18 protein-coding genes are annotated in these 26,393 nt (G+C 65.3%); 5 read left to right on the top strand and 13 right to left on the bottom strand.

What is annotated here, in order from left to right; translation table 11 throughout:
* Positions 1-67 precede the first annotated feature (67 nt).
* The 13 genes from IAQ70_RS17220 to IAQ70_RS17160 all read right to left on the bottom strand — a co-directional run bounded on the left by IAQ70_RS17220 (position 68) and on the right by IAQ70_RS17160 (position 16,648).
* Positions 68-757, bottom strand: a complete 690-nt coding sequence (locus IAQ70_RS17220; RefSeq protein ID WP_190990544.1) for a response regulator — start codon at positions 755-757, stop codon at positions 68-70.
* Positions 754-2,094 carry a sensor histidine kinase gene (locus IAQ70_RS17215; RefSeq protein WP_190990543.1) on the bottom strand — a complete coding sequence of 447 codons (1,341 nt, stop codon included), beginning with the start codon at positions 2,092-2,094 and terminating at the stop codon, positions 754-756. Before IAQ70_RS17215 ends, IAQ70_RS17220 begins: the two co-directional genes overlap by 4 nt.
* A 20-nt stretch (positions 2,095-2,114) precedes the next feature.
* Entirely contained in the window at positions 2,115-3,011 is an 897-nt protein-coding gene (locus IAQ70_RS17210) for an ABC transporter permease (RefSeq protein WP_223860231.1), read from the bottom strand.
* A gap of 3 nt (positions 3,012-3,014) precedes the next feature.
* The gene (locus IAQ70_RS17205; RefSeq protein ID WP_190990542.1) at positions 3,015-3,962 is read right to left on the bottom strand and encodes an ABC transporter ATP-binding protein; all 948 of its coding nucleotides are present in this window, start codon (positions 3,960-3,962) and stop codon (positions 3,015-3,017) included.
* A 166-nt stretch (positions 3,963-4,128) separates the two neighbouring features.
* Positions 4,129-5,625 carry a bifunctional phosphatase PAP2/diacylglycerol kinase family protein gene (locus tag IAQ70_RS17200; RefSeq protein ID WP_190990541.1) on the bottom strand — a complete coding sequence of 499 codons (1,497 nt, stop codon included), beginning with the start codon at positions 5,623-5,625 and terminating at the stop codon, positions 4,129-4,131.
* A 63-nt stretch (positions 5,626-5,688) separates the two neighbouring features.
* The gene (locus IAQ70_RS17195; protein ID WP_190990540.1) at positions 5,689-6,942 is read right to left on the bottom strand and encodes an MFS transporter; all 1,254 of its coding nucleotides are present in this window, start codon (positions 6,940-6,942) and stop codon (positions 5,689-5,691) included.
* 144 nt (positions 6,943-7,086) lie between these two features.
* A complete protein-coding gene (locus IAQ70_RS17190; RefSeq protein WP_190990539.1) occupies positions 7,087-8,769 on the bottom strand; it encodes an ABC-F family ATP-binding cassette domain-containing protein in 1,683 nt (560 codons plus the stop codon).
* A gap of 45 nt (positions 8,770-8,814) precedes the next feature.
* Positions 8,815-10,800, bottom strand: coding sequence for a penicillin-binding transpeptidase domain-containing protein (locus IAQ70_RS17185; RefSeq protein WP_190990538.1), 1,986 nt, complete (start codon positions 10,798-10,800; stop codon positions 8,815-8,817).
* 67 nt (positions 10,801-10,867) lie between these two features.
* The gene (locus tag IAQ70_RS17180) at positions 10,868-12,307 is read right to left on the bottom strand and encodes a phytoene desaturase family protein (protein ID WP_190990537.1); all 1,440 of its coding nucleotides are present in this window, start codon (positions 12,305-12,307) and stop codon (positions 10,868-10,870) included.
* A complete protein-coding gene (locus IAQ70_RS17175; RefSeq protein WP_190990536.1) occupies positions 12,300-13,766 on the bottom strand; it encodes a glycosyltransferase family 87 protein in 1,467 nt (488 codons plus the stop codon). Before IAQ70_RS17175 ends, IAQ70_RS17180 begins: the two co-directional genes overlap by 8 nt.
* Positions 13,767-13,827: 61 nt before the next feature.
* Entirely contained in the window at positions 13,828-14,004 is a 177-nt protein-coding gene (locus tag IAQ70_RS17170; RefSeq protein ID WP_190990535.1) for a hypothetical protein, read from the bottom strand.
* 554 nt (positions 14,005-14,558) lie between these two features.
* Entirely contained in the window at positions 14,559-15,143 is a 585-nt protein-coding gene (locus IAQ70_RS17165; RefSeq protein ID WP_190990534.1) for a histidine phosphatase family protein, read from the bottom strand.
* Positions 15,140-16,648 carry a CCA tRNA nucleotidyltransferase gene (locus IAQ70_RS17160; protein WP_190990533.1) on the bottom strand — a complete coding sequence of 503 codons (1,509 nt, stop codon included), beginning with the start codon at positions 16,646-16,648 and terminating at the stop codon, positions 15,140-15,142. The genes IAQ70_RS17165 and IAQ70_RS17160 overlap by 4 nt, the downstream gene beginning before the upstream one ends.
* A gap of 207 nt (positions 16,649-16,855) precedes the next feature.
* On the opposite strand from IAQ70_RS17160, the gene IAQ70_RS17155 reads away from it, so the two are divergent.
* From IAQ70_RS17155 to trxA, 5 genes are all read left to right on the top strand, one after another.
* Positions 16,856-17,356, top strand: a complete 501-nt coding sequence (locus IAQ70_RS17155; protein WP_190990571.1) for an NUDIX hydrolase — start codon at positions 16,856-16,858, stop codon at positions 17,354-17,356.
* Positions 17,357-17,446: 90 nt separating this feature from the next.
* Complete coding sequence (gene murJ, locus IAQ70_RS17150) at positions 17,447-19,642, top strand: murein biosynthesis integral membrane protein MurJ (protein WP_190990532.1); 2,196 nt, start codon at positions 17,447-17,449, stop codon at positions 19,640-19,642.
* Between the two features lie 181 nt (positions 19,643-19,823).
* On the top strand, positions 19,824-21,410 hold the full coding sequence (locus IAQ70_RS17145; RefSeq protein ID WP_190990531.1) for a protein kinase family protein: 1,587 nt from the start codon (positions 19,824-19,826) through the stop codon (positions 21,408-21,410).
* 163 nt (positions 21,411-21,573) lie between these two features.
* Positions 21,574-22,530 carry a thioredoxin-disulfide reductase gene (gene trxB, locus IAQ70_RS17140; RefSeq protein WP_190990530.1) on the top strand — a complete coding sequence of 319 codons (957 nt, stop codon included), beginning with the start codon at positions 21,574-21,576 and terminating at the stop codon, positions 22,528-22,530.
* A 35-nt stretch (positions 22,531-22,565) separates the two neighbouring features.
* Positions 22,566-22,892 carry a thioredoxin gene (trxA, locus tag IAQ70_RS17135; protein WP_190990529.1) on the top strand — a complete coding sequence of 109 codons (327 nt, stop codon included), beginning with the start codon at positions 22,566-22,568 and terminating at the stop codon, positions 22,890-22,892.
* Positions 22,893-26,393 lie beyond the last annotated feature (3,501 nt).

Here is a 26,393-nt window from a genome sequence, read left to right as displayed (position 1 = left end):
CGCCGCCCCTATCGCCTGGCTAGGGCGTTCCTGTGCTGAAGCTGTGCGTCAGTCGGCCGCGCCAGCGTCAGTAATCAGGGTTGCTCGGAACCACCAGGCCGGTTTCGTAGGCGTAGACCACTGCCTGGACGCGGTCGCGCAGGTGAAGTTTGGTGAGGATGCGCCGGACGTGGGTCTTCACGGTGGCTTCGGACAGGAAGTACCGGTGCGCGATCTCGGCGTTGGACAGGCCCTCGGCCATGGCTTCGAGCATCTCGGTTTCGCGGGGCGTCAGGTCCTCCAGCAGAGGGTCGCGCTGGGTCGAGGATGCCGGCCGGGCAGCACCGCGGACGTATGTTTCGAGCAGCCGCTGGGTGACGCGCGGGGCCACCACGGCGTCGCCGCTGGCCACCACCCGAACGGCGTGGATGAGTTCCGACGGTGCCACGTCCTTGAGCAGGAACGCGGAGGCCCCCGCCTGGAGGCCCGCGAACGCGTATTCGTCCACGTCGAAGGTGGTGAGGATGATGACCCGCGCCGCCGCATTGGCGCCGGTGATGGCACGGGTTGCCTCGATGCCGTCCAGTACGGGCATCCGGACGTCCATCAACACGACGTCGGGCTTCAGCTCCCGGACCTGCCGCACCGCTTCGGCGCCGTCGGAGGCTTCACCCACAATACTGAGGTCGTCCTCACCCTCCAGGATCAGGCGGAACCCCATCCTCAACAGCGGCTGGTCATCCACCAACAGGACGGTGATCGGTTGTGTCTGCGTCATGCTCTGCCTTGGAGTTGTGGAACGTGGTCAGGATCCGGATGGTCATCGCCGGGCCAGCTCAGGACTGCCCGGACCAGCCAGCCTCGGCCGCTCCGCCCCGCCTCCACGGACCCGGCATATATGCGTGCGCGCTCCGCCATTCCCGCAAGTCCCTGGCCGGTGCCGGCACTCCCGGAACCCGGCCCGCCGCCGTCGGCCGCGTCCGGGCCTCCCACGCCCGCGCCGTCGTCGAGCACTTCAATGGTGACCGCGGAACCGGCCCGGACAATGCTGACATCCACCCGGCCCAGCGACCGCCCGTACCGGAGCGCATTGGTCAGTGATTCCTGCACAATCCGGTACACGGTCAGCTGGAACGCGGCGTCGCTGGGCAGCGCCGGGCCGGTGTGCGCGTAGTGCACCGGCAGGCCCGCGGTGCGGAATCCTTCCAGGAGTTTGGCCAGGCTGTCGCCCGAAGCGAGCGGCTGCCGCGGTGCCGTCCCCGCGTCGTCCCGGAGGACTCCCAGGACGCGCCGCATGTCCGCCAGCGCGGTCCGGCCGGTCCGCGACAGTTCGCCGAGCACCTCCGCGGCGCGGTCGGGACTTTTCCGGACCACGACGGCGGCGCCGTCCGAAAGGCTGACCATCACCGTCAGGGAGTGCGCCACGACGTCGTGCATTTCGCGGGCGATGCGGTTCCGCTCGTTGACGGAGGCCAGGCTGGCCGTCCGCGACGCCCACGCCCCGACCTCCTGCTCGTGTTCGCGGCGTTGCCGCACCGAGATGCCGATCCCGGTGGCGATGACATTGGACAGGGCGATGGTGGCACCGGTGGCGATGCTGGTCAGGAGGTGGAAGTCCCCGGGATTGCCCGCGTCAGCGTGGACGAAGGAACTCTCCATGGGGCTCACCGCAGCCAGAAGATACAGCAGGGCCAGCGGCGCAGTGGCCGCGGCCATCGCCATCAGCGCGAACCGGCGCGTGTGCGTCACCGCCACCGCGTACAGCGAGAACCACAGCCCTGCCGAGACATTCGAGCCCCACGGGTGGAGGAGGGTCACGGCCACTTCCATCACCGCGACGAACGCCGCCAGCGCCACGGGAAAGGAGCGCCGAAGGAAGAGTGCACATGCCACGGCCGCGAGCAGCGCCGCCGCAAACCAGGCGCCCTGCAGGATGGCATCCACCATGGTGGGGGCAACCAGCACCGTGTAGCCGGCAACTACTACCGCGTCCATGAGGCGCGGACGCTGGTAAAGATACCGCCTGAACCGGCCGCGGCGCCTGGCCGTGATTTCGGCGAAGGACGCGTGGGCCAGTCCGGCCGACGCGTCCTTCACCTGTGCCGCTTCATTCATGCCTTGAGCCTAGCCTCAGCTCAGACGTCGCGTTTTTTGAGGACGACGGCGGCGAGCACCACCGGGACAACCACCCAGGCGCCGAGGACCAGCGCGGCCTGCCAGACCTCCAGGGTGTCCGGCAAGTGGGTCACAGCTGTCATCGGCTCCACAGTGTTCCCTGGCAGGTATTTGCGGGTCTGGACGAAGAAATCGCCCGGGATCAGCTGAAAGGCGATGGGAGCCACGAAGAAGAGGCCCACCAGGCCCATGATGCCGCCGGCCGAATTCCTGAGCAGGGAGCCCAGTGCCATGCCGATGGCGGCGACGGCCGCCACGTAGATGCTGTTGACCAGCAGCATTTTCATCGACTGCGAGCTGGCGAGGTCCAAATCAAGGTTGTAGTTGTCCAGGATCGGCACCGAAACGAGGCCCGCGACGAACACGGAGACGGCGGTAACAACAAACGCCGTCACCATCACCACGAGCAGCTTGGCCATGAAGGCGGGCGTTCGCCTGGGTACTGCTGCGAACGTTGAGCGGGCCATTCCAGTGGTGAACTCCGAGCTCATCAGCAGCACGCCGAGGGAGCCCAGGATGAGCTGCGCGAAGGCAATGCCGGACGTGGGCACACCAATGGCAAGGTTGCCGCCCTGGGCGGCAAACGCAGCGGCTGCCTCGGGGTCCTGGAGGGCCTGGTCGGCGAAGGAACCCGTGCCCCAGGCGGAAAGCGCGCCGAAGCCGACCACGACCAACACCGTGCAGGCCAGGAGGATCAGGGTGGACAGGAGCGTGCGGAACTTGATGAATTCCGAGTTCAGCACACGGGGGAACGACGGTCCCGGACCGGTGCTGGTGGCGTCGCCGGACAGGGGCCCTGCGGCGGCAGCGTGCGCGCCGCGGCGGGACGGGTTGGGTTCGAGGGTGGTTGAGCTCATGGCTTAGTTGCCTCCGGACTGGGCGGGAGCCTCGGCGGCGCCCGCGGTGATCAGCGAGTGGTATTCGACCTCGTCCTTGGTCAGCTCCATGTAGGCCTCTTCGAGGCTTGCCTGCAGCGGGGTGAGTTCGTAGATCATGGTGTGGCTGTCGAGGGCGGCGCGGGCGATTTGGCGCGGATCAAGGCCGCTGACCTCGAGCAGTTCGTTGTCCTGCAGCTCCACGGAGACGCCGTCCCCGGCCAGGAGCCGCATCAGCTGATCCGGCTGGTCGGTGCGGACCCGGGTGCGTACGCGGCCCTGACCGTTGATGATGTCCTTGATGGGAGCATCGGCGATGATCCGGCCGCGGCCGATCACGATCAGGTGGTCCGCGGTGAGTGCCATCTCGCTCATGAGGTGGCTGGAGAGGAACACCGTGCGTCCCTCGGACGCCAGGTACTTGACCAGGTTACGGACCCAGACAACTCCCTCGGGGTCCAGGCCGTTGACCGGCTCGTCCAGGATGATGGTCTGCGGGTTGCCGAGCAGCGCAGCGGCAATGCCCAGCCGCTGTCCCATGCCAAGCGAAAAGCCGCCCACCTTCTTCTTGGCCACTTCGCCCAGGCCCGTCATTTCGATGACTTCGTGGACGCGCTTCTTCGGAATGCTGTGCGTGGCCGCCATGGCCCGGAGGTGGTTGTAGGCGGAGCGGCTGGTGTGGACGGCCTTGGCATCCAGCAGGGCGCCCACGTCCCGCAGCGGAGCGGCGTGCCGGTCAAACGGTGCACCGTTAACGGTGACGGTGCCCGACGTCGGCCGGTCCAGACCCATGATCATGCGCATGGTGGTGGATTTGCCGGCGCCGTTGGGACCGAGGAAACCGGTGACCCGGCCGGCCTCCACGGTGAAGTTGACTCCGGCGACGGCGGTCTTCTCGCCGTACACCTTTGTCAGGCCTTGTGCCTCAATCATGGACGTGTTCCTTAGAACGGCAGCCTGCCGGCTGCGGGAAGTTTGGTGTGCACTGTCCACGCTACAGACGGGAATCCGGCAATTCGCCTGTCTCAGGGATGATTCAGGGTCGAATCAGGGTAGTCCGGACGGATGATCAGGGCTGTACACGTTGCAATAGCGCGGCTCACGGGCGGGGCGAGTAGTACGTCAGTGCCCGCGGCTCAACCCGGATCCGGGCGCTGCGTACACCTGCCAGCGCTTCGCCGTCCACTGCCAGTGCCATGGGCGAACCCGCCGACTCGATGAGGACCTCTGTGGCTTCCCTCAGGTGCGTAATCCGGGAGGTTGCCACTGTGCCCGTCAGCACCGACCCCAGGAGCCTTAGCCGGGCGAAGGATTCGTCAGCGGTGATCATGCGGACATCCAGGACGCCGTCGTCCAGGACCGGACGGAACAGCGGGGCGTGGTCCCGGGGATAGTAGCGGCCGCGCCCCACGTACGCTATCCAGACCTTGTGCCGCACCCCGTCCACCATCAGGGTGGTGGGCGTTCCCACCGCGAAGGTCCGGAACATGGCCACCACTCCGGCCAATGGTTTCCCAAGCGCAGGCTGCAGCTGTTCACGGCGCCGCACCAAGTTGGGGTAAAGGCCCACGCTGGCGGTGTTGACCATGATGAGTTCGGCCGTCTCCGGGTTTCCTGCCAGCCCGCGTTCGACTGTCACGATGCCCACGTCTGCCCGCGCGGCCTCACCGTTCGTTGCCGCCGCGACTGCCTCCTTCAGGCTGCCGGTCCCCGTGTCGCGGGCGAAGTGGTTCAGAGTGCCGCCGGGCAGCACCAGCAAGGGAAGGGAATGTTCGGCGGCGGCCGCCGCCGCTGTGCCGACGGTTCCGTCACCGCCCCACACACCGAGGGCCAGGGTGCCCGGGCGCTTGGCGGTGGTCTGGACGGCGTCCTTGAGGCTCTCCTCGGGATCCACCGTCCTTATATACGCGTGCGGGAATACCTCCTGCAGGGCCGCAGCGGTTTCCTCCTTGTAGGAGCCGCCCAGGGTATTCACCACGATGCTGAGGCCGGTGCCTCCCGGCAGTTCCGGGGCATCCGTTGCGGCGCGCGCCACCTCGGGAAACGGCGGACGGACGGGCCACCACCTGCGGGTGGCCAGGGCGGCGCCTGCACCGATGGCCGAACCGAAAAACACATCCGAGGGCCAGTGCGCCCCGGTGTGGACGCGTGAATAGGCGACCCCCAGCGCCGCCGGAGCCAGTGCTGCGCCGAGGGCCGGCCTTACCAGTCCGGTGCCAACCGCGAAGGCAATGGCGGAGGCAGAATGTCCCGACGGCATGGAGGAGCTGGTGGGCTGCGGGTGGACAAAGCGGAACACGGGCAGGTGCTCCGGCAGGGGCCGGGTGCGTGGCAACAGGGTCTTGAAGCCGGCGTTGGTCACCGCGGATGCCACGGCCTGGGCGATCAGCCCGTGAAGTGCCGCGCGGCGCGTCTTCCCCGGAAACAGGGCCATGATCGCGGCGGCTCCAATCCAGAGCTTGCCGTGATCGGCGGAGGCAGAGAGACGGCGGAAGAACGTGTCATGTGTCCCCCCGGGGAACGCCGAAACGCTCCGGACCAGATGCCGGTCAAGGCGGCTGATCCACCCCGGTGCCGGGCGCCACTTGCTGTGCATGTCCCTACCCTAATCCCGGGGCGGTCTGAGTGCGGGGAGCAGGCCCCCTTCTCTGTGGTGGGCTTAGTTCCGATCCAGCGGCTTACTGGAAGCCTGTGCCTGCCCGGCAGCCACCCCTTGGCCCGCAGGCAGCGGCTTTGCCGCGCCGGCGAGGAGCATTGCCACCACGATCGGGGCGAGGATGGCGAGCAGGGCAAGGTGGATTCCCGTGAGGTCGCCCAGGTACCCCAGCAGGGGCGGCCCCGCCAGGAACGAGACATAACCCAGAGTGGATACAACTGACACCCTCGCGGCGGCATGCTTCGGATCATCCGCGGCGGCGGACATTCCCATCGGGAAGGCCAGGGCAGCGCCGACGCCCCACAGGGCCGCACCGATGCCGGCCAGCCACACGTTTCCGGCGAGCACAAACAGGCCAAGGCCTGCAGCTGCGGCGCCCATGCTGGCACGGAGCACTGCGACGCGGCCGTAGGCGTCAATCACCCGGCCGCCGAAGAACCGCATGCCCGTCATCGCCAGGACAAACAGGGCAAACATCAGGGCGCCGGTGGATTCTGACGTGCCCAGGCCGTCCACCGTGGCCTTGGCGATCCAGTCGTTTCCGGCACCTTCGGTGAGGGTCGCCCCGAGGACCACCACGCCTATCAGCAGGGTTCGGCTGTCGCGCCAGGCGGACGGGCCCTTCACGGCCCTGGGTTCACCATCGAGGGGCGCCGACTCGGCCTCGTGGGGGAGGAAATAGCGGGGCGTTACGAGTGCCACCACCACCACAACCGCTGCGATCACCAGCAGGTGCTCAGGCAGCCCGACGCCGATGGTCGAGAGCCCTGCACCGATCAGCGCGCCAATGAACGCCCCGCCGCTGAAGGCTGCATGGAACTGGGGCATGATGGTCCGCCGCAGTTTGTGCTCAACGTCGGCCCCCTCAATGTTCTGGGACACGTCCCACAGTCCGATGCCGATGCCGAAGAAGAAGAGGGAAATGGCTGTACCCACCACCGATTCGGCCGACAGGGAGAGTGCAATCCCGACACCGGCCAGTGCAGCCAGCACCCCGGCGGCGCGTACGGCATTAGCCGTGCCGATCCTTCCCACCACTAGCCCCGCCGTCGGAAGCGCCAGCAGCGAGCCGATGGCCGTGCACAGCAGGAGCGTGCCCATCTGGCCGGAGGTGAGGTGCAGCGTTTCCGTGACTGCCGGGATCCGCGCCGCCCAGCTGGCAAAAACGAAGCCGTTGACGCCGAAGACCACAAAAGTCGCGGCCGCCGCTGCCTTGAGGGAGGGACCGGCCGCGGTACTTGAGATGTCAGTCTTCATGCTCGAATGCTAGCAACCGACACGAAACCCAGAGCAAACGCTCTCTCACTTAATGCGCTTAAATGACCGACGCTCTCTCACTTTCCTTAGGAAAGTGAGAGAGCGTCGGTGTTAAAGCTGCATTAAGTGAGAGAGCGTCCGGGGTCAGCGGGCGCGCACCACGCGCTTTTCGTCCCAGACGGGCTCGGCGGACTCATAGACTTTGCCGTCGGAGCCGAACACCAGGAAGCGGTCAAAGGTGCGGGCGAACCACCGGTCGTGCGTCACGGCGAGGACGGTGCCTTCGAAGTGGTCGATGGCCTTCTCCAAGGCCTCGGCCGAGTGCAGGTCCAGGTTGTCGGTGGGTTCGTCCAGCAGCAGGAGGGTGGCACCGGAGAGCTGGAGCAGCAGGATCTGGAACCGCGCCTGCTGGCCACCGGACAGCGACTCATACTTCTGCTCCGACTGTCCGGCGAGGCCGTAGCCGTCCAGCGCGCCGGCAGCGGCCTCGCGGCCCAGCCCGGAGCGGTGTTCGTCGCCGCGGTGCAGGATTTCCAGCAGGGTTTTGCCCAGCAGGTCCGGCCTGACGTGGGTCTGGGCGAAGAAACCGGGCCGGATGCGGGCGCCGAGCTTCACGGTGCCCTCGTGCGGGACTTCGGCGATTTCGACGTCGGACACAGGCAGGTGCTCCCGCTCCGGGTCCGTCCCGCCGGTGGCGAGCAGCCGCAGGAAGTGGCTCTTGCCTGACCCGTTGGAGCCAAGCACACCCACGCGGTCGCCGAACCAGACCTCCGTGGAGAACGGCTGCATCAGCCCGGTGAGTTCAAGCTTCTCCGCCACGATGGCGCGCTTGGCGGTCCGCCCGCCCTTGAGCCGCATCTGCACGTTCTGTTCGATGGGCAGGGCCTCGGGCGGGCCCACCTCCAAGAATTTGGCCAGCCGCGTCTGTGCTGCGTGGTACCGGTTGGCCATGTCGGAGCGGAAGGCGGCCTTGTTTTTGTACATGTTGACGAGTTCCTTGAGCTTCACGTGTTCCTCGTCCCAGCGTTTGCGCAGCTCCTCGAAGCGCGCGTTCCGGTCGGCGCGGGCGTCCACGTAGGAGCCGAAGCCGCCGCCGTGCACCCACGCGCCGGCGCCGTTGATCCCCGGTTCGAGGGTCACGATCCGTCCGGCGGCATTGTCGAGGAGCTCGCGGTCGTGGCTGATGAAGAAGACGGTCTTTTTGGACTCGTTCAGCTTGTCCTCGAGCCAGCGCTTGCCGGGCACATCGAGGTAGTTGTCCGGTTCGTCCAGGAGCAGGAGTTCGTCGGGGCCGGCGAACAGTGCCTCGAGGACCAGTCGTTTCTGCTCGCCGCCGGAAAGGCTCGACGCCGGGCGGTGCTGGGCGCGGTCAAAGGGCAGTCCCAGCGCGGCCATGCAGACCTCGTCCCAGACAGTCTCAACGTCGTAGCCGCCGGCATCGCCCCAGTCCACGATGGCCTGGGCGTAGCGCATCTGGGAGGGTTCGTCGTCGTGCTCCAGCATGGCGAGCTCGGCCTCGTCCACCTCCCGGGCAGCAGCGGCCAGGGCAGGCGGTGCGGCGGAAACCAAAAGGTCCCGGACCGTGGAATCGTCCCGGACCTGGCCGACGAACTGGCGCATGATGCCCATGTTTCCGGAGCGTCCAATGACCCCTTCGTCCGGAATCAGGTCGCCCGAAATGATCCGGAACAGTGTGGTCTTGCCCGTGCCATTAGGTCCGATCAGGGCAGTTTTGGTGCCGTCCGGGACCTTGAAAGTCACGCCGTTGAGGAGCTGGGTGCCGTCGGAAAGGAAGTAGTCGATGCCGGAAACGTCAATATGAGCCACACCATCAATCTTCCCACGCCCGCCGCCTGCGGGTTTTTCGTGGCGTTAGCCCGCAGCGGTCAGGAACTGTTTGAGCAGCGGCCCCGACGTGGTGGCACCTAGTCCGCCGTCCTCGACGAACACCGCAACGGCCAGGTCACCGTGAACCGCCACGATCCAGGCGTGCGTTTTGGGCGGTGTTTCCTTGCCGTACTCAGCCGTTCCGGTCTTGGCCCCCACCGGCGCCCCGGGCACGCTCGCCAGGAAACCTGCGTGGCCGGACGTGACCACTGCGCGCATCATGTCGGACAGTGCTGCGGCTTCCTCGGCCGTGATCGGCTTGTCGGACGCCTGGGCGGGTGCTTCGGGCGTAACGGTCGACGACGGCGACGCAGCCTCCGCCGTCGGCTCGCCCGGGGTGCCGCCGGAGGCACCGGCGTCGGGGTTCAGGACCAGCTGCGGTGAGACGGGGGAGCCCTTGGCCACGGAGCCTGCCATGATGGCCGCCGCGAGCGGGGACATCAGCACCTTGCCCTGGCCGATCATCGACGCGGCGTGTTCGGTGCCGGCAGCCTCGCCGGGGACGGAACCGAGGAAGGCCACGGCACCCAGCGACGGGGCTTCGACGGCCACACCCAGGGCGACCGCGGCGGCTTCAAGCTGGGCCTGGGTGACTTTGTCCCGGGCCGCGATGAACGCCGTATTGCAGGAGTGGGCGAATGCATCGCGGAGCGACACAGACCCGAGCGAACTTTCCGGGTAGCCTTCCGAATTCTTGAAGGTCCGGCCGTCAACCTCGAGGGTGGGGGTGCACTGCACCTTCGAATCCGGCGTCAGGCCGTTGCGGAACATCGCGAGCGAATCGACCATCTTGAAGATGGATCCCGGTGCGTACTGGCCCAGCATCGCGGTGTTATAGCCGTTGCTTCCCGGCCCCGAGGCAGCTGCGAGCACTGCGCCGGTGGAGGGCCGGAGCGCCACGATGGCCGAGGCGGGCCCCACGCCGGCCAGAGTGCTCTCGGCCAGGGACTGGAGGTTCGGGTCGAGGGTGGTTTTCAGTGGCGTGCCGGGCTTGGGTGCGATCTCGAAGACCACGCGGCGCGGATCGGTCCCGGCGGCGTTGATCTGTTCGCGGGTGAGGTCGGCCCGGTGCGCACGGATCACCACGGCGTCGGTGCCGCGGAGCTGGGCGTCGTACTGCTGCTGGAGCCCGCCGATGCCGGTCACATCGCCGGTGCTCAGTGCCCCGGCCGAGGCTTCAATCTGTTCTGCACTGGCCTCGCCGACGGAACCGAGGACTGCCCGGGCGAAGGTTCGGCTGGGAGCCAGGGGCTGGCTTTCCTTGATGGCGCGGCCACCAGGGATCGCCGAGATTTGCTCGTCGGTAATGGTGCGGCCTTCTTCACGCAGGGTGATGGCAGCGACAAATGCCTGGGCGCCCGACGCCGAAACCTGCTGCGCGTAGGCCGCAGCATCCACGCCCACCAGTTCGGCCAGCTTGGTGGCGGACCCGGCCGCGTCAGCTGAGCCGAGGAGCGGCTTGTCGATGCCGACTTTCACCACGGGGCGGTAGGTGACCAGCTTCGCGTCCCCGGCGCCGAGGATGTCGGCGCGTGGCGGAGACTGGGTGCCTTTGGTGAGGATTTCGTTGTCTGCGAGTTCGGGAACCAAGGATGCGGGGTTCCAGACGGTCAGCCATTTGTCCCCGGACTTCGTGAACTCGGCGTAGGTGGTGTATTTCCACTCATCGGAGCCGATTTTCCACGTGTAGTTGAGGGGAACGGTGGCAGTTTTGCCATCCAGCGACAGGTCCCCGGTTTCCACCGAGGGCCTGTCCGGGTCGAGGGCCTTGAACACGTCCTGAACCTGCTGCTTGGCCACAGCGGAATCCTTGCCGTCAAAGGCAACGGGGCCGACGTCGAGTGCTGACACCGCGGCGGCGAACTGTTTGGCCGCGCTCTCGGCTCCCCCTCTGCCGTCGTCGCAGGCCACAAGGGAGGCACCGAGAATGAGACCAGCTATGGCAAGTGAAAGTTTCTTTGAGTTCCCCACGGCGTTATTATCCCCCAGTGCGGCACGTGCCGAGGCCCGGCCAAGCCCGGCCCCGCGTTGCGCGGCCTCACAACCCCAGCGCCGGGACCCGAAGACCGAACATGTCCTTCAAAGCATGCTTCGCGGCGAAGAAGCCGGGCATGCCTGTCACGCCGGGGCCGGGCGGTGTGGAGGAAGAGCACAGGTACACGCCGCGAACGGGTGTCCGCCACGGGACGGGGGATACAACCGGCCGCTGGAGGAGTCCGCGAACGTCCATGATGCCCGCGCTGAAGTCGCCGCCGATGTAGTTTCGGTTGTAGCTGGCCAGTTCCGCCGCGGTGGTCACATGGGTCTGCACCACCACATCCCGGAACCCCGGTGCGAAACGTTCGAGCTGTGCGGTCACGGCCTCGCCCATGTCCCGCGTTGATCCGGCAGGGACATGGCAATACGCCCACAGGATGTGGCGCCCGGCCGGTGCCCGGCCACTGTCGAACCGCGAGGGCTGCGCCACCAGCACGTAGGGCCGCTCAGGATGCCTCCCGGCGGAAACCTCGTTCTCGGCCCGGGCCAGCTCCTTCCGAGTGCCGCCCACATGCACGGTTCCGGCGTCCGCCAATTCAGGAGCTGCCCACGGAACGGGGCCGGACAGGATGTAGTCCACTTTGCAGGAACCATTCCCATAGCGGAATGTCTCAAGGGACCGGCGGTACTTTGCGGGCATCTTGTCGCCTGCGATGTCCAGCAGTCCGCGGGGGGCGACGTCCAGCAGCGTTGCGCGCGCGCCGCCGAGTTGCTGGAGGCTATCGATCGGCTCCCCGGTGCGGATGACGCCGCCATGGGCCCGAATGTCAGCTGCCAGGGCCTCTGCGATGGCCACCGAGCCACCCTGGGGGATGGGCCATCCCCGGGCATGGGCCAGGGCGGTCAGCATCAGGCCGGCTCCCGCGGCAGCCAGCGAGGGCAAGTGCGAAACAGCGTGCGCTGCCACTCCGCTGAGCAGGGCAGGCGCCAGCTCCTCACGGAACCGCGTGTCCCACAGCGGAGTACCCTGTTCGAACGTCCGCAGTCCGAAAAGTGCGGCCGCGACGGGGGACCGGGGGACCCGCAATAACTGGTGCTGGGTGAGGTCCATGACGCCGTCGATGCGGCTGACAAGGGGGCCCAGGAGCCTTCCGTAAGCCGCGCCATCCCGGCCGAGTGCCTCGACTGTCCGCTCCAGCGAGTGATAACCGAGCGCAGCCCGCCCGCCATCGAGCGGTGAACCAAATCCGAGCTCCGGAACCACCAGGTCAACCCTGCGCTCCAGTTCGAAGTCGCGGAAGAAGGGCGAGGCCAGGGCCATGGGATGCACGGCCGAGCAAATGTCGTGCAGGTGCCCCGGCTGCATCAGTTCGGCGGTTCGCGTGCCTCCGCCGATGGTCCCCGCGGCCTCATGGACTTCCACGGACAGCCCGGCCCGGGCCATCACCGCAGCTGCCGCGAGTCCGTTGGGCCCGGATCCTACGACGGCGACATCAGGCATGGTGCTTCGCCCGCCAAGGAAGGACCGCCTGGGGGCGATTGAGGGGACTGAAGCGCAGCCGATCAGGCAGCCCGTTGAAGGGCCCCCCGTGCGGGTCATCGGGATGGTGCCTGCGGACGGGGTCGTAATTGGGATCGTAAATGTCCCAAATGACCCGGATCATTAAATATGCCGTCACGAGCATATGTGCAGCCACCGCCAGAACGTAGTAGGGCATATCAATATTGTGCTGTGTTGGGCCCTGGCTGGTCACTTGGGCCAGGTACATCCAGACTGCAGCCCAGTAAAGGCCTTCAACACCCTGCCACACCAGGAAGTCGCGCCACCGCGGTCTGGCCAGTGCCACCAGCGGAATCAGCCAGAGCACAAACTGCGGGGAGTAGACCTTGTTGGTCAGGATGAGGGCGGCAACGAGCAGGAACGCCAGCTGGGCCAGGCGCGGCCGCCTGGCGGCCGTCAGGGAAATGTAGGCCACCGCCGCGCACGCCAGCAGGAAGAAGGCAAGGGCCAGCACGTTGATGACCGCCGGATCCAGAACGGGCCAGCGCAGGCGCCGTGCGACAAGATTATAGGCAAACCACACGGAACCATACCCGGCCTCGCGGGATTCAGTGGATCCGAAGGAGTGCCCCCAGCCAGCGGGATTGGCTACCGCCACAGGAGCATTGACGGTCACCCAGGCAGCCGCGGCCGTTCCGGCGGTGAGAAGGAATGCCCGGAGCCGCCCAGTGCGGAGGGAGAGGAGGAAGACGGCCACAAGGACCAATGCGGCATAGGGCCTGGTGGCTGCGGCGAGGCCGATCAGGACGCCGGCAAGGGCCAACCGCCCGCGCGCGAAACACAGCATTCCCAGCGCAAGCAACCCCACCGCCCAGAGGTCCCAGTTGATGGTGCCTGCCAGGACAATGCCTGGTGCGAGGGCAACCATGGCAGCGTCCCAGGGGCGCCGCTGTGATATCCGTGCCGTGGCGAGGACAGTGACAATCCAGACGGCGGTTATCAATGTGGCGTTGACGTCGAAATACCCCAGGATGCGGCCATCCGTGACACCGTTCCCGGGGGGGAGCCAGGCCGTGGCACCGGCAATTAAACCCATCAGGACCGGGTAATCGAAAAGGTTGCCCTGGCGGAGGAAGACGAAGGGGTCCTCGCCCAGGCCCCGGTTCCGGAAGAAGTCGGGGAAATCTGAATAGCAGGTGGAATAGAACTGGTCGGGGGACTGCCAGCCATTGGCGCGGCAGTAGCCCTTGACCGCAAGGGCTCCCAGAGCGGCCAGAACCGTCAGGATGATCAGGACCCGTTCCACGGTAAACACGCCGGGGGAGACGATGCCGGGCGCCGACCGGGCACCCAACGGCCCGCCAATCAGTTCCGTGAAGTTCTTCAGCAGCAGGTCACTGCGGCTGGGAACAACCAGGCGGGCACGCTGTGGGCGCACCGGCGGCTTCGTCTCCTGCATGCCCCTGAGCTTACCGGGACGGTGCCCGGGCCGGCCGTGCTTTTTTCCGGGCCCCCGGGCGTCAGCGCAAACCGGTCATCTGCTGGTGTATCAGGACAAAAGCCTCTTCCCGGCGTTGGTCCAACAGTTCACCGTTGAATTCGCGCCGTCCGGGGTGGACAGGCAAGCGCAGCAGGAAGAGCGCCTTCTTGATGTTCTTTATCAAGGGAGTCACCTCCTTTCCAAGGAGAATGGGCATGACAAATAACGCCAATTACGGTCGAAGCAATATCGGCGGTAATTAGGCATGGAAATACCCGGAGTTTATGAGTGGTTCGCAAATGCGAATGCGGCCAAATGACGGTGATGCAACCGGCGGTAATGCAGACCCGGGCGGCGGTGCAACCCGGCCAGGAAACGGGTTCCGAGTCAGTGGGCTGCTGTGTCACCGCGTGGACCGGCACCAAGGCTGCGTCAGCGCGAACCGGGACCTGCGTGAAAGTTGTGCCCTGCTCCGGGGATACCGCGCGGAGGCGGGATCAGGCGGGGCTAGGAGGCAGACACTCCACGAAAATGGCGCGCGGAAGCAGCGAAGGCCGGGGTGGCGGTGATGGTCATCTTCCATCCGCTAGTCAAAGTAATCATTTCTCCCAACCTCCTTTTCTGTCAGCCGTTGTACCAGCAGGCTGGCCCGGCAACGCGCGCCGTGACCCCGGCAGAGTCGCTCTGGGGTTAGGAATAAAAATACCCTACCAACGCAGCGATCCGCCACTTAATTCGAAAAGATTCTCAAGAAATTCTATAAACCGGCTATTACAGTCCCCAGCGCACAATAGCGGGCGTTTTTTTATCCCATCCAAGGGTGCAGACTTTTGCCGTGCCCAGAATGAAGTGGCGCCCTTCGGTGGGGGCCAATTCAAGCCAGCGTGCAGTGAGGATCCGGGAGAAGTGTCCATGGGCCACGATCAGCACGTTGTCGAGTCCGGATTCCAGCACGCGGGCTACGATCTTGTCCGCACGGGCCGCCACTTCATCGAGGGATTCGCCGTTGGGCACGCCGTGGGTCCAGATCAGGTAGTCGGGGTTATCCTTCCGGATCAGGTCCGAGCTGATGCCCTCGTAGTCGCCGTAATTCCATTCCACGGCCAGCGGTTCGTGCTGCGCGTCGGGGAAGCCGGCCAGTTCCGCCGTCCGCCGGGCCCGGCGCAGCGGTGAGGTCAGGACGAGGTCAAAGTCCACCTGGTCCAGGATCTTCCGGGCTTCCACGGCCTGCTGCTCGCCTTCGACGGTCAGGGGCAGGTCTGTGAGGCCGGTGTATTGCCCGCTCTTGGACCATTCGGTCTCGCCGTGGCGCAGGATCCAGAGCTGCGGGCGGGGAGCAGTGTTCGGGACTGTCATTTGGACTCCTCATTCGTGGAAAGTTCGACGGCGGCGGCTGACTGTGGTGCGTCCGGAACGGAGGGTGCCGCTTCGGGCTGCTGCGCCCACCAGGCGAGCAGCCTGGCTTCGGCGTCCTCCGGCTGCAGCGGGCCGTGCTCCATCCGCTCCTCCAGCAGGAACCTATAGGCGCGGCCCACCACGGGACCGGGTTTGAGCTCAAGGAGGGCCATGATCCGTGCACCGTCCAGATCGGGGCGGACCGCGTCCAGGGACTCCTGCTCGCGCAGGGTGGCGATCCTGTCTTCCAGGTCGTCGTACGCAAAGGCGAGCCGTTCAGCCTTGCGCTGGTTGCGGGTGGTGACGTCCGAGCGGGTCAGCCGGTGCAGCCGTTCCAGCAAGGGACCTGCGTCCGTGACGTAGCGCCGGACAGCAGAGTCGCTCCAGCCGGCATCGCCGTATCCGTAGAAGCGCATGTGCAGCTCCACCAGCCGGGCAACGGCCTTGATGGTGTCGTTGTCGAAGCGCAGGGTCTTCATCCGCTTTGACGTGAGCTTGGAGCCCACCATGTCGTGGTGGCGGAAGCTGACCGCGCCGCCCGGTTCAAAACGGCGCGTAGCCGGCTTGCCGACGTCGTGCATTAACGCTGCGAACCGCAGGACGAAGTCGGGACCCGGCACCGCGCCGTCGGCGTCTGTTTCCAGGGCTGCCGCCTGCTCCAGCACCTGCAGCGAGTGCTGGTAGACGTCCTTGTGGCGGTGGTGCTCGTCCGATTCAAGGCGCAGGGCGGACACCTCCGGCAGCACGAACTCGGCCAGCCCGGTTTCCACCAGCAAGTCCACGCCGGTCCTCGGACGCGCCCCGCAGATGAGTTTGACCAGCTCATCGCGGACGCGTTCGGCGGAAATGATGGTGATGCGCTCCGCCATCCCGCTCATGGCCAGGCGGACGTCGGGGTGCACCGAGATGCCCAGCTGGGAGGCGAACCGGGCGGCGCGCATCATGCGCAGGGGATCGTCGGAGAAGGAGTCCTCGGGGGAGCCCGGCGTGGCCAGCACCGAGGCGTGAAGGTCCCGGACGCCGCCGAACGGGTCAACGAGTTCAAGGGACGGCAGGCGCAGGGCCATCGCGTTGATGGTGAAGTCGCGGCGCAGCAGGTCGTCAGTGAGCGAGGTGCCAAAAGCCACTACCGGCTTGCGCGACTCGGGATCGTAGGCCTCAGCCCGGTACGTGGTGATCTCAATCTGGAAGCCGGCCTTGCGCATGCCGATGGTCCCGAAGGCCCGGCCGATTTCCCAGAAGTTGTCGGCCCACTTCTTGATCAGCGCCACCGTCTGGTCCGGGGTGGCGTCCGTGGTGAAGTCCAGGTCCAGCGAGGCGCGCCCCAGGAACAGGTCCCGCACCGGACCGCCCACAAGGGACAGTTCGTGGCCGGCATCAACAAAGCGCTGGCCGAGCTCCAGGACCACCGGGTCCACCTGGAAATCGACGGTGTGGGAATCAGTCTTGTGATGTGGGTGCGCCATAGTTACTTAAGCTTGTCAGAAACCAGCGGCTTGGCAGGCCAAAATCTGGTCAAGATCACGCCTATTCCCTCAGGGGCACTCAAAGTGAGTCATATGCAGTCCATCTTGATGTCATGTTCCGGTCATCAAGAACGGGCAAGAGTCGTTAGAGTGGACTGCATGGCCCATCCCGTACCGAGCGCTCCCGGCAGGAGGACAAGCGCACCGTTGCCGTCGGCAATCGGTGCCCACGTCGCGCCTGCCCTGCACTCGGCACCGGCCTCGCTTCCCACCGTGGAGGAAATCTCCGCCGGCGGCGTGGTGGTGGACACGTCCGACGCCGAACTCAGGGTGGCGATCATCGCGCGCCTTAACAGGGGCGGACGGCTGGAGTGGTGCCTTCCAAAGGGCCATCCGGAGGGCAAGGAAGACAACGAGCAGGCCGCGGTCCGCGAAATTGCCGAGGAAACCGGCATCGAGGGCGACATCCTCGCCCCGCTGGGCAGCATCGACTACTGGTTCACCGTCAGCGGGCACCGGGTCCACAAGACCGTTCACCATTACCTGCTGCGTGCCACAGGCGGGGAGCTCACCATTGAAAACGATCCCGACCATGAAGCCGTGGACGTGGCCTGGGTGCCCATCCGGGAACTCGCACGGAAACTCTCCTTTCCCAATGAACGCCGCATCGCGGACCTGGCGCGGGACGTCCTGCCCGAACACCTCTGAGCCTGTTGCCGCAGGCCAGTGCCGGCCCAAGCCTCGGAGCGGGCCGGCCCGGTGCCGAACAACCAGCGTCCGGGTGAGACGATGAACTCGATGTCAGCTTCCAATCCCCCCTCCAGCAGCGCAGGCCGCGCCGGTTCCACCGGGCCTGCCGCCGGGCCCGCCGCCAGGCCCGCGGCTCCGGCTGATGAGCCAGCCCAGGCCGGGCAGCCAACTGCCCCCGAACCGGTTGCTCCCGGAGAACCAAGCGTCCCCACCGGAGCGAGCGAAACCCGCTCCAGCGCCATCATGGCCGCCGGCACGCTCGTGTCCCGCTTCCTGGGCTTCGGCAAGACGTGGATGCTTGGCACTGCCCTGGGGCTCGGGTCCACGGTCAATGACACGTTCATCAACGCCAACAACCTGCCCAACCTGATCTTCCTGCTGGTGGCCGGTGGCGTGTTCAACGCCGTCCTGGTGCCGCAGATCATCAAGGCGAGCAAGGCTCCGGACAGGGGAGCGGACTACATCAGCCGGCTGCTGACCCTGGCTGTCCTGCTCCTGCTGGGGCTGACTGCCCTGGTGACGCTGGCCGCGCCCTGGGTCATCGAGCTCACCACCCAGGGTTACTCGCCGCAGCAGAAGGCGCTGGCAGTAGCCTTCGCGTTCTGGTGCCTGCCCCAGATCTTCTTCTACGGCCTCTATGCCCTCCTCACCCAGGTCCTGAATGCCAACGGTGCCTTCGGGCCTGCCATGTGGGCGCCCATCCTTAATAACGTGGTGGCCATCGCCGGGCTGGGCATGTTCATCTGGATCTTCGGCACCAACGAGTTCAGTCCACACACCCTGGCCAACTGGGGCCCCACCCAGACCCTGCTGGTTGCCGGGTTCTCCACCATTGGGGTTGTGTCGCAGACCGCCATCCTGATGATCCCGGTGATCCGGTTGAGGCTGGGCCTCCGGCCCAAGTTTGGATGGCGCGGAGTGGGACTGGGCCAGGCAGCGAAGCTGAGTGTCTGGACGCTCCTGACCGCCGCCGTCGGGCAGTTGGCCTTCCTGTACGTCATGCGCATCGCCACGATTCCCGGCGCCGAGCGCCTCCGGCTGATGGAGGCGGGGGACCCCGCGGCCGAAATACTGCCCGGCAACGCCGTCCTCGAGGTGGCCAGCCAGCTGTACCTGCTGCCGCACTCGATCATTGCCCTTTCGCTCGCCACGGTCCTCTTTAACCGGATGACCCGTGCCTCGCAGGACGGCAACCGGGCCGAACTGCGCGATGCTCTTTCGCACGGTCTCCGCACCATGGCCGTGGCAACAGTCTTTGGTGCGCTGGCACTTTTTGCGCTGGCCGGACCGCTGGGAATGTTCTTCTCGGGCGGCCTTCGCCAGGACGGCGTCATGCTGGCCCAGACGCTGACCATTCTGGCGCTCAGCACGCCGTTCATGAGCGCAAACTTCATGATGTCGCGCGTTTTCTACGCCAACGAGGACGCCCGCACGCCGTTCTACGTCCAGCTCCTCCTGGCCGTCGTCTACGTGGCGGGGGCCTTTGCCATCCAGTTCATGCCCGTCGGCCAGATCATCTACGCGATCGCCATCCTGTACATGGTGGGCAACATCCTCTCGGTAGTGATCAGCGCCTTCTTCCTGCGCCGCCTGCTCGGCCACCTCGACGGTCCACGCATTGCCAATTCGTATATTCGGATGGGTTATGCGGCGCTCGGCTCCGCTGTTGCCGGTGCCGGCGCCCTGTGGCTGATGGGCAGCTACAGTCCGGACGGCTTCGCCTGGAGCGACCGCCTTGCCGCCCTGGTGACCCTGATCGTCGTCGGACCCATCATGCTCGTGGTCTACGTCTTCCTCCTCAAGATTTTCCACGTCTCGGAGCTCCGCGATTTGCTGCGCCCCCTGCTCGGGCGGCTGGGACGCGGCGGCGCGGGACCGTCGGCCGCACCGGGGGGAACGCCGCCGTCGCCCGCTTCCGGCTCCGGATCCCGCGCCGAAGCGGAACGTCCGACGCCGGAACGCGCAACGGTGTCGGTGGATACCGGTCTCATTCCTCGCATCTCGGGCGAGTTCGACGCGACATCGTTCCGCGCGGGACCGGCGCCCGAACGCCATGCTCCTGCGGCACCCGCGGCGGCCCCCTCGGAGAACGGCACCGGTGAATACCTGCCGGCCGAAGACGTTCCCGGCACCGCGCGCGGCGGCCTGCTACGCGAAGAGATTCCCCTGCCCGGCCGGCGCACGTTCCAGGGACGGCCCGGCCGGAACCCGCATTTCAGGCCGCGACGGCCCCGCAAAAAGTAATCTCAACGGAGTCGCCGGCTGCCTGTCGCCCGCGGCGGACATGGCCAATCGGCTAGGATCGAACCTGAACAGGGGTAGTTGCAGGCAGGCGCAAACCGGCTAGCCGGCCGGCATTTGACCGGTTCCGGCCGGCAATGGGTTCGTCGACGCCCGCAATTCCCGGACAGTCTAGGAGGAACACGTGTCCCACCCGATCGACGTTGGATCAGTACTCGGCGGCCGCTACAAGGTCACAGCCACGGTACTGACCTCACACGACCAGGATCTGGTGCTGGACGGGATGGACCAGGTGCTCAACCGTCCGGTCAGCATTCTGGTCGCAGGCCCGGACAACACTGAGCAGGTGGCCCAGAGCGCCCGCGAGGTGGCCACCGGCGAGCGTCCAGGCAGTGTCCAGGTCCTTGACCTTGGCGTCACCGAAGCCGCCACGTACCTCATTACGAACCACACGTCCGCGGCAGATCTGCTCGACCTCGTGGTTGCCTCCGATGCGCCCTACGTTGAACCGTTTTTTACGGACACCCTGGGCAGCGAGATTTTCGGCCAGGCGCGTTCGCACGAGCCGGAACCGTACGACGACGAAGAAAATGTCGACGCCGGCTACATCAACTACGCCGACAATCACCCCGGCCAGGTTGACCCCTACCGCCCCGCACCCACCGTTCCGCCGGTGGTTCCGCCCCGGCCTCCGATCCGGCCGGCCACTCGCCCTGCTGCGGGCGCTGCTCGCGGTGCCGGTACCGCTGCGGGCGCGGGCGCGGCTACCGGGGTTGTCACTGGATCTGCCTCTGCACGCGAGCAGGCGACCGCCCCCCAGCCGGTGCAGCCGACGGACCGGGAGCCTGTTTCCGGCTCGGGACGTGGCGGCGGCGCCGCAGCCAGCCAGCCGGACCACCGCACGGGTGCCGATACACCTAAGGTTTCCCTGTGGTCCGAGGACGACTACTCCCATGAGGATCAGGGCGACAGCCGTGGCGAAGCCGCGGAGCCCCAGCAAGTGAAACAGCCCAATCGTTCGGCAGCGGCCTTCCCTTCGCTTGCCCGGAAGACGTCTTTGTCGGCTGCGGCGGTGCCGCCGGCTGGCAATTCCAGCGACCACTACGAGGATGAGCCCGAGCGCGAGCCCCGGTCCATGCGCTGGCTTGTGGGCGGTCTGCTTGCCGTGGTGCTGATCGCGGGGCTGGTATTCGCGCTCACCAACCTGGGTAGCCTTTTCAACGGAGGTCCCCAGGCCAACCCGTCCACCGCCACGACCGGCACTTCGGGTCCCGGCACGGGAACCCCGACGCCGAACGCAAGTCCGGCAGCGCCTCCAGCGGCACCTCCGGCCATCGAAAGCATCACCCGACAGGGCAACTTCGATTTCGCAGCCACGTATGACGTGGATCTTGCGAAGGCATTTGACGGCAACGCTGCCAGCTACTGGTCTGACATGGAGTTCGCTACCGAGGCCTGGGGCGGGCTGGCAGCCGACGGTGTGCCGCTGTTCGTCAAGTTGAAGAGCCCCGCCACGGTCTCTTCCATCACTCTGACCCAGCTCGGGGCCTCGGGCGGCAATCTCAGTGTCTACACCAATGACCGTCCTTCCCTGGACGGGGCCAAGCTGGTGGGAACAAACGGCTTTACGTCAACGGACCTCACCATGCCCCTGGCGGAGCCGGTGAAGGCCCAGTACGTGATTGTGTCCATCAAGGCGCTGCCCAGGCTGGCTGCGCCGAAGACGCGCTACGGATACGGGATCCGTCTGGCGGAAATCAAAGTTCAGTAGCGGGAGCCCGAAGCGCTGCCGGATCTGCTGCGGCTAGCCGCGTCTAGCCGCGCCGGTGCTGCCCGGCATGCGGTCCCCGGAATATTCGCCACCAAGATTCAGTTGTGCCATGTGGCCGGACGAGAAAACCGGCGCATCGATTAAGGAAGAGGTTCACCGTTCAGTGAGCAACGCAGAAAACACCGCGTCCGAAGTACGTGATGTCATCATCGTCGGCTCGGGCCCGGCTGGGTACACGGCTGCGGTCTATACGGCCCGAGCCAACCTGAAGCCCCTTCTGTTGGCTGGTTCAGTCACCGCCGGCGGCGAACTGATGAACACTACCGACGTCGAAAACTACCCGGGGTTCCCTGAAGGGATCATGGGGCCCGACCTCATGGAGAACTTTGAGAAGCAGGCAGCCCGGTTTGGCACGGAGATCCAGTTTGAGGACGTCACCGAACTGGACCTGGAAGGTGACATCAAGACCGTCACTATAGGTACGGGCGAGACATTCCGCGCGCGGGCGATCATCCTGTCCACCGGCTCCGCATACCGGGAACTGGGCCTGCCCAACGAAAAGCGCCTGTCCGGTCACGGCGTCAGCTGGTGTGCAACCTGCGACGGTTTCTTTTTCAAGGACCAGGACATCGCGGTCATCGGCGGGGGAGACTCCGCCATGGAGGAAGCACTCTTCCTGACGAAGTTCGCTAAGTCCGTCACCGTGGTTCATCGCCGAGACTCACTCAAGGCTTCCAAGATCATGGCCGACCGGGCGTTGGCCCACGAAAAGATTTCGTTCATCTGGAACAGCACTGTTGACGACGTCATCGGCCAGGACAAAGTCACAGGCCTCAAGATCAAGAACCTCCAAGACGGAACCGTTTCGGACCTCGCTGTTACCGGCGTGTTCGTCGCCATCGGAAACGACCCCCGTACTGACCTCGTCAAGGACACGCTGAAGATCACGGCCGAGGGCACCATCGCCGTTGATGGTCGGAGCTCCAGGACAAGCGTCCCGGGCGTCTTCGCCGCCGGCGACGTTGTCGACCCCACCTACCGTCAGGCCATCACTGCGTCGGGTTCCGGCTGTGTCGCAGCCATCGACGTGGAGCACTACCTCGCAGACCTGCACGCGTAACACGCGGCACCGCATACGAAGAGAGAGACAACGCTATGAGTAACGCTAAAGACGTAACAGATGCAAGCTTCGGCACGGATGTCCTGTCCGCTAACAAGCCCGTCATTGTGGATTTCTGGGCTGAATGGTGCGGCCCCTGCCGCAAGCTGGGACCCATCCTGGATGAGATCTCCGTTGAGTACAGCGAGAAGGTCGACGTGGTTAAGGTCAACGTCGATGACAACCCGGGCATTGCGGCCGAGTACGGCATTACGTCCATTCCGGCCGTTTACCTCTTCCAGGGCGGCGAGGTCAAGAGCACCGTCATCGGAGCCCGGCCCAAGCAGTACTTCGAAAAAGAATTTGCTGACGTCCTTTCCTAAGTGAAACGGTGCCCTCGGGCATTTGTGGCCACTGCTTCCGTGAAGCCGTGGCCACGGCCGTTTAAGGCCGGCACTTATTATCCGTTTGGAAGATGTTTTAGGTTGGCTAACGCTGCCCTGTGCTCCTGATCGCCCTGCACTGCTTCCGAAGATCAGAATGCACTACGGTTGGCCCCACATCGCGACCAAGTGCCGCTTCAATACGCTTCGAACCCGCGAGAACGGTGTGACGTCCGATGCGTATCAAGTGCGGGGATCGCGCTGCCCCGTTTCACGTGAAACATCACCGGGGTGAGGGGTGTACTCGGAAGCAGTCGGGATTGAGACCCCGGTTCAGGATTTGATTTCTGCAAGTCCACCGCGAACTGCTGTCTCGGGTTGGGGAGGCTCCTCTCGGCCAGACGCAGCGCGAGCTGCTGTCATGGCTTGGGGCCTCCGCGGTCAGTCCACTGTGCACGGCCGGGACGTTCTGTTTCAGCGGCTCCTGGGCTTGCACCAGGCCCAGTTTCATCTGCACTCGGCCGCGTTAACGCAGCGTATGGACGCCTCTGGTCGCAGGAGCCCACGTCCTTGAACCGCGGGTGGGGCTCCCGAGACGACAGTGGCCTCCACGATAGGCGTTCGGCGTATGGCGCCTGGATGACATCAGTCCCTGCTTGGCCAGCGCTTGGTCTACCGCGCAACTGAGTGCTTGCGTACTGCAAAACTAGGATTATGTATCGCGGCACTGTTCGCCAGTTGGGGGCACAGCACGCCCGCACGTCACGTTCCACGACGATGTAGCCCAAAGCGGGAGGCCGTTGCCACAGCTATGTTTCACGTGAAACAAAGGCACCACCGTGCATGTTTCACGTGAAACACCCTGAGCCGTCCCGAGCCACAGCGACAGGCACCCTGAAGGGTTAGGCCGGTTATCGCAACCCCGCCCCGCGCCGGAACCAACAGAGGTGCTCGTCCCCATTCAACGTCCAATCGGAACGAGCAGTGACACCTTAATGAACCGTGCGCTTCTTCGCAGCCTCCACCGTGAGATGTTGGCTTCATCAACCCAGGGTCTCCGGTCCTTGAGCATCAAATGGACAGCCTTGTTACAGCGATGCCGTCTTTACTATCCGCGGGAAGACTCCGGTACGGGAACTCATGCACCAGCCATGGATGGGGTAGTGCGCACGCGGTTCCAACCGCAGCGGGGCGGCAAACCCATTGGGTGCGGTCCAACGATAGGGCCAACGGTCGGATGCTGGGCAACCTAACCTTATTGAGACCGCCTACATGCTCACGAGATCTGTGGAGTCCGGTAAGGGCATGTACCGATCCCGAGGAATACGCCTGTATCGCGGCCTGTACCGCTGCGAATTGCTTACGACCGGGTAGGGGATTGGCCGATACGGCAGACTGTTGGGACTCATCCCGATGAGGAAACACTCTGTCGGACTGAAGTCGGTCCCCGCGGAAAGGAATCCTTTACGGTACGCCATCCCGGAAACGAAAACCACCGTCCCATCCTCCATGCTTGCACCGGACAATCTGAGAGCTCGAACGCTCCATTCTGGGTTCTCTACACTAAGGCCCGGGATTCGCGTGCAACCACCGAATGTCATCACCCCCGCGGGATGCAGCGCACACCCGCATCAGCAGGTCAGCGGAAGAACGGTGCAGTCGCGGGCAGTCCGCGGCAACGGCCCATCCTTCTGCCTCTTTCACGCGCGGTAGGACCGTTGCATAGACGGTCGCGTCGCTCCCAACGGCCGGAGGATCTCCCGGATGACTCGTATACACAGGCAAATCCGAGGCATCCAACCTATCGTTCTGTTCAGCGCGGTGCCTGTATGACTCGGGGCGCGCGGTCAGCCAGTGACCGTCGGCGCAAAGATCCGGTGGCTGCACCCGCGGGTAATCGGATGCCCGCCGTCCACATACGCCTGTATATGTTTCACGTGAAACGCCACTCGAACCGGCCCAACCTCCACGCAGAAGGTTTGGGGAGAACTGAGCAGGGTTACCGGGCTTCCGGAACTGGAGGGGCGGGAGTTTGCCTTGATGCTTCCCACCTGCGCCAAGACGTTTCACGTGAAGCACCTGCGGATACAACAAGCATTCCAGTGAACCTTCAGCGGCACTGCCGGGGCTCATCCGCCCTATTGGGGACAACCGCCTGGGAAAACCTGCCGGAAATACAAAGTAAGGTTACTATCCGTCACCATCATTCGGGCTGCGCTGACCACGCTTCGTCTCGGCACGAAGGCTGCCAACCCGAAGGTTTCGTCACCGGCGCAGCTGGTGCCAAAGAAACTGGTCGTACCTGGTGCTGAAGTCATGAGGGGAGTAGCTGTGGGGCCGGCTAATTCCTACTGGCCGGTGATCCGCTTTAGTGCCCGCCCGTCCAGTGCCCCTTCAGTACTTCGGTCCCGAGCCTGGGTCCCCAGCGGGCATGCCCGAACCTCGCCATGGCTGCGCTCACTTTACCTTGTACCCGGAGCTCTCGCGTTCCAGCACCGGGCGCAATTCAAACAGCCCCGGCAAGTGCAGTTGCAACTGCACCTGCACTCAGCCCAGGCATCAAGTCCAGCCGAACCAACAAGCACACGGGGACCCGTGATCCGAAACTTGGGACCCTCACTTTGTATGGATGTACACGCGGAGTGGACGGGCCACAGGTCGCTCGTCAGTCAGGCCGCGCAGCGCACAGCTATGCCTCGCGAGCGTAATTCCATTGAACACGCCGCGGGCGTCTGACCCTCGGCTGGTAGACACTCCGGCATATTGTGTTCCTGTCAGCCGTCGAGAACGATGGGATGGTGCCCCTTCAGAGGGCCATGAGCGTGGTGTGATCACGGTGGTGATGATGCAGCGCCTACGCATTTGGCTCGGCCCGCAGAACCGCAATTGTTGCTTTATCCCCAGAGCTTATCCACAGCACTATCCACAGGGATTTCCACAGGGTTATCCACTGCCAGTCAAGCTCCAATACCGGTCAGGAGGCGTAGCGCACGAATCGGCCGGAGAATGCAGGCAGCGGGAGACCGTGCGCACCCGGATACAGCCAGATGCCTCGGCGACGGATTCGGGCTCGGAAGCCGGAAAAATCACTGTCAATCAGCCGGTTTTTGGCGATTCCTCGTCCAGACCAGACCGCTGTCAGTGCCCTTGGTCTTGTTTCACGTGAAACACCCGCACTCATCAACCATCCCGGCAACAGGGCAGCAGCGTTCGGCCTCGCCGGATGCGATACACGGCACATGTTATCCACGTCGCTACGCACTTCCTTCCACAAAGTTATCCACAGCACTATCCACCGATTGAGGACCCACGCCAGCCACGAACTTTGGTGGTCTTGTTCACCCAAGGAGCTGCGGAATTCCTGCAGTTCGCGGTCCGGGAGGACGTTCGCATCGGCCCTCAAGATGGTCAGCGGGGCGCGGCACTGTACCCTCTTTCTCTCCCGAATGCGGGCCCCCGATATCGCGAATCACCGGTTATTCCACAGAACAGACCTACCCC

The organism is Pseudarthrobacter sulfonivorans (assembly GCF_014712225.1).
GTDB classification, from domain to species: Bacteria; Actinomycetota; Actinomycetes; order Actinomycetales; family Micrococcaceae; genus Arthrobacter; species Arthrobacter sulfonivorans.
Note: the sequence above shows the minus strand (reverse complement) of the source record. Positions and strands in the feature narration are given on the sequence as shown.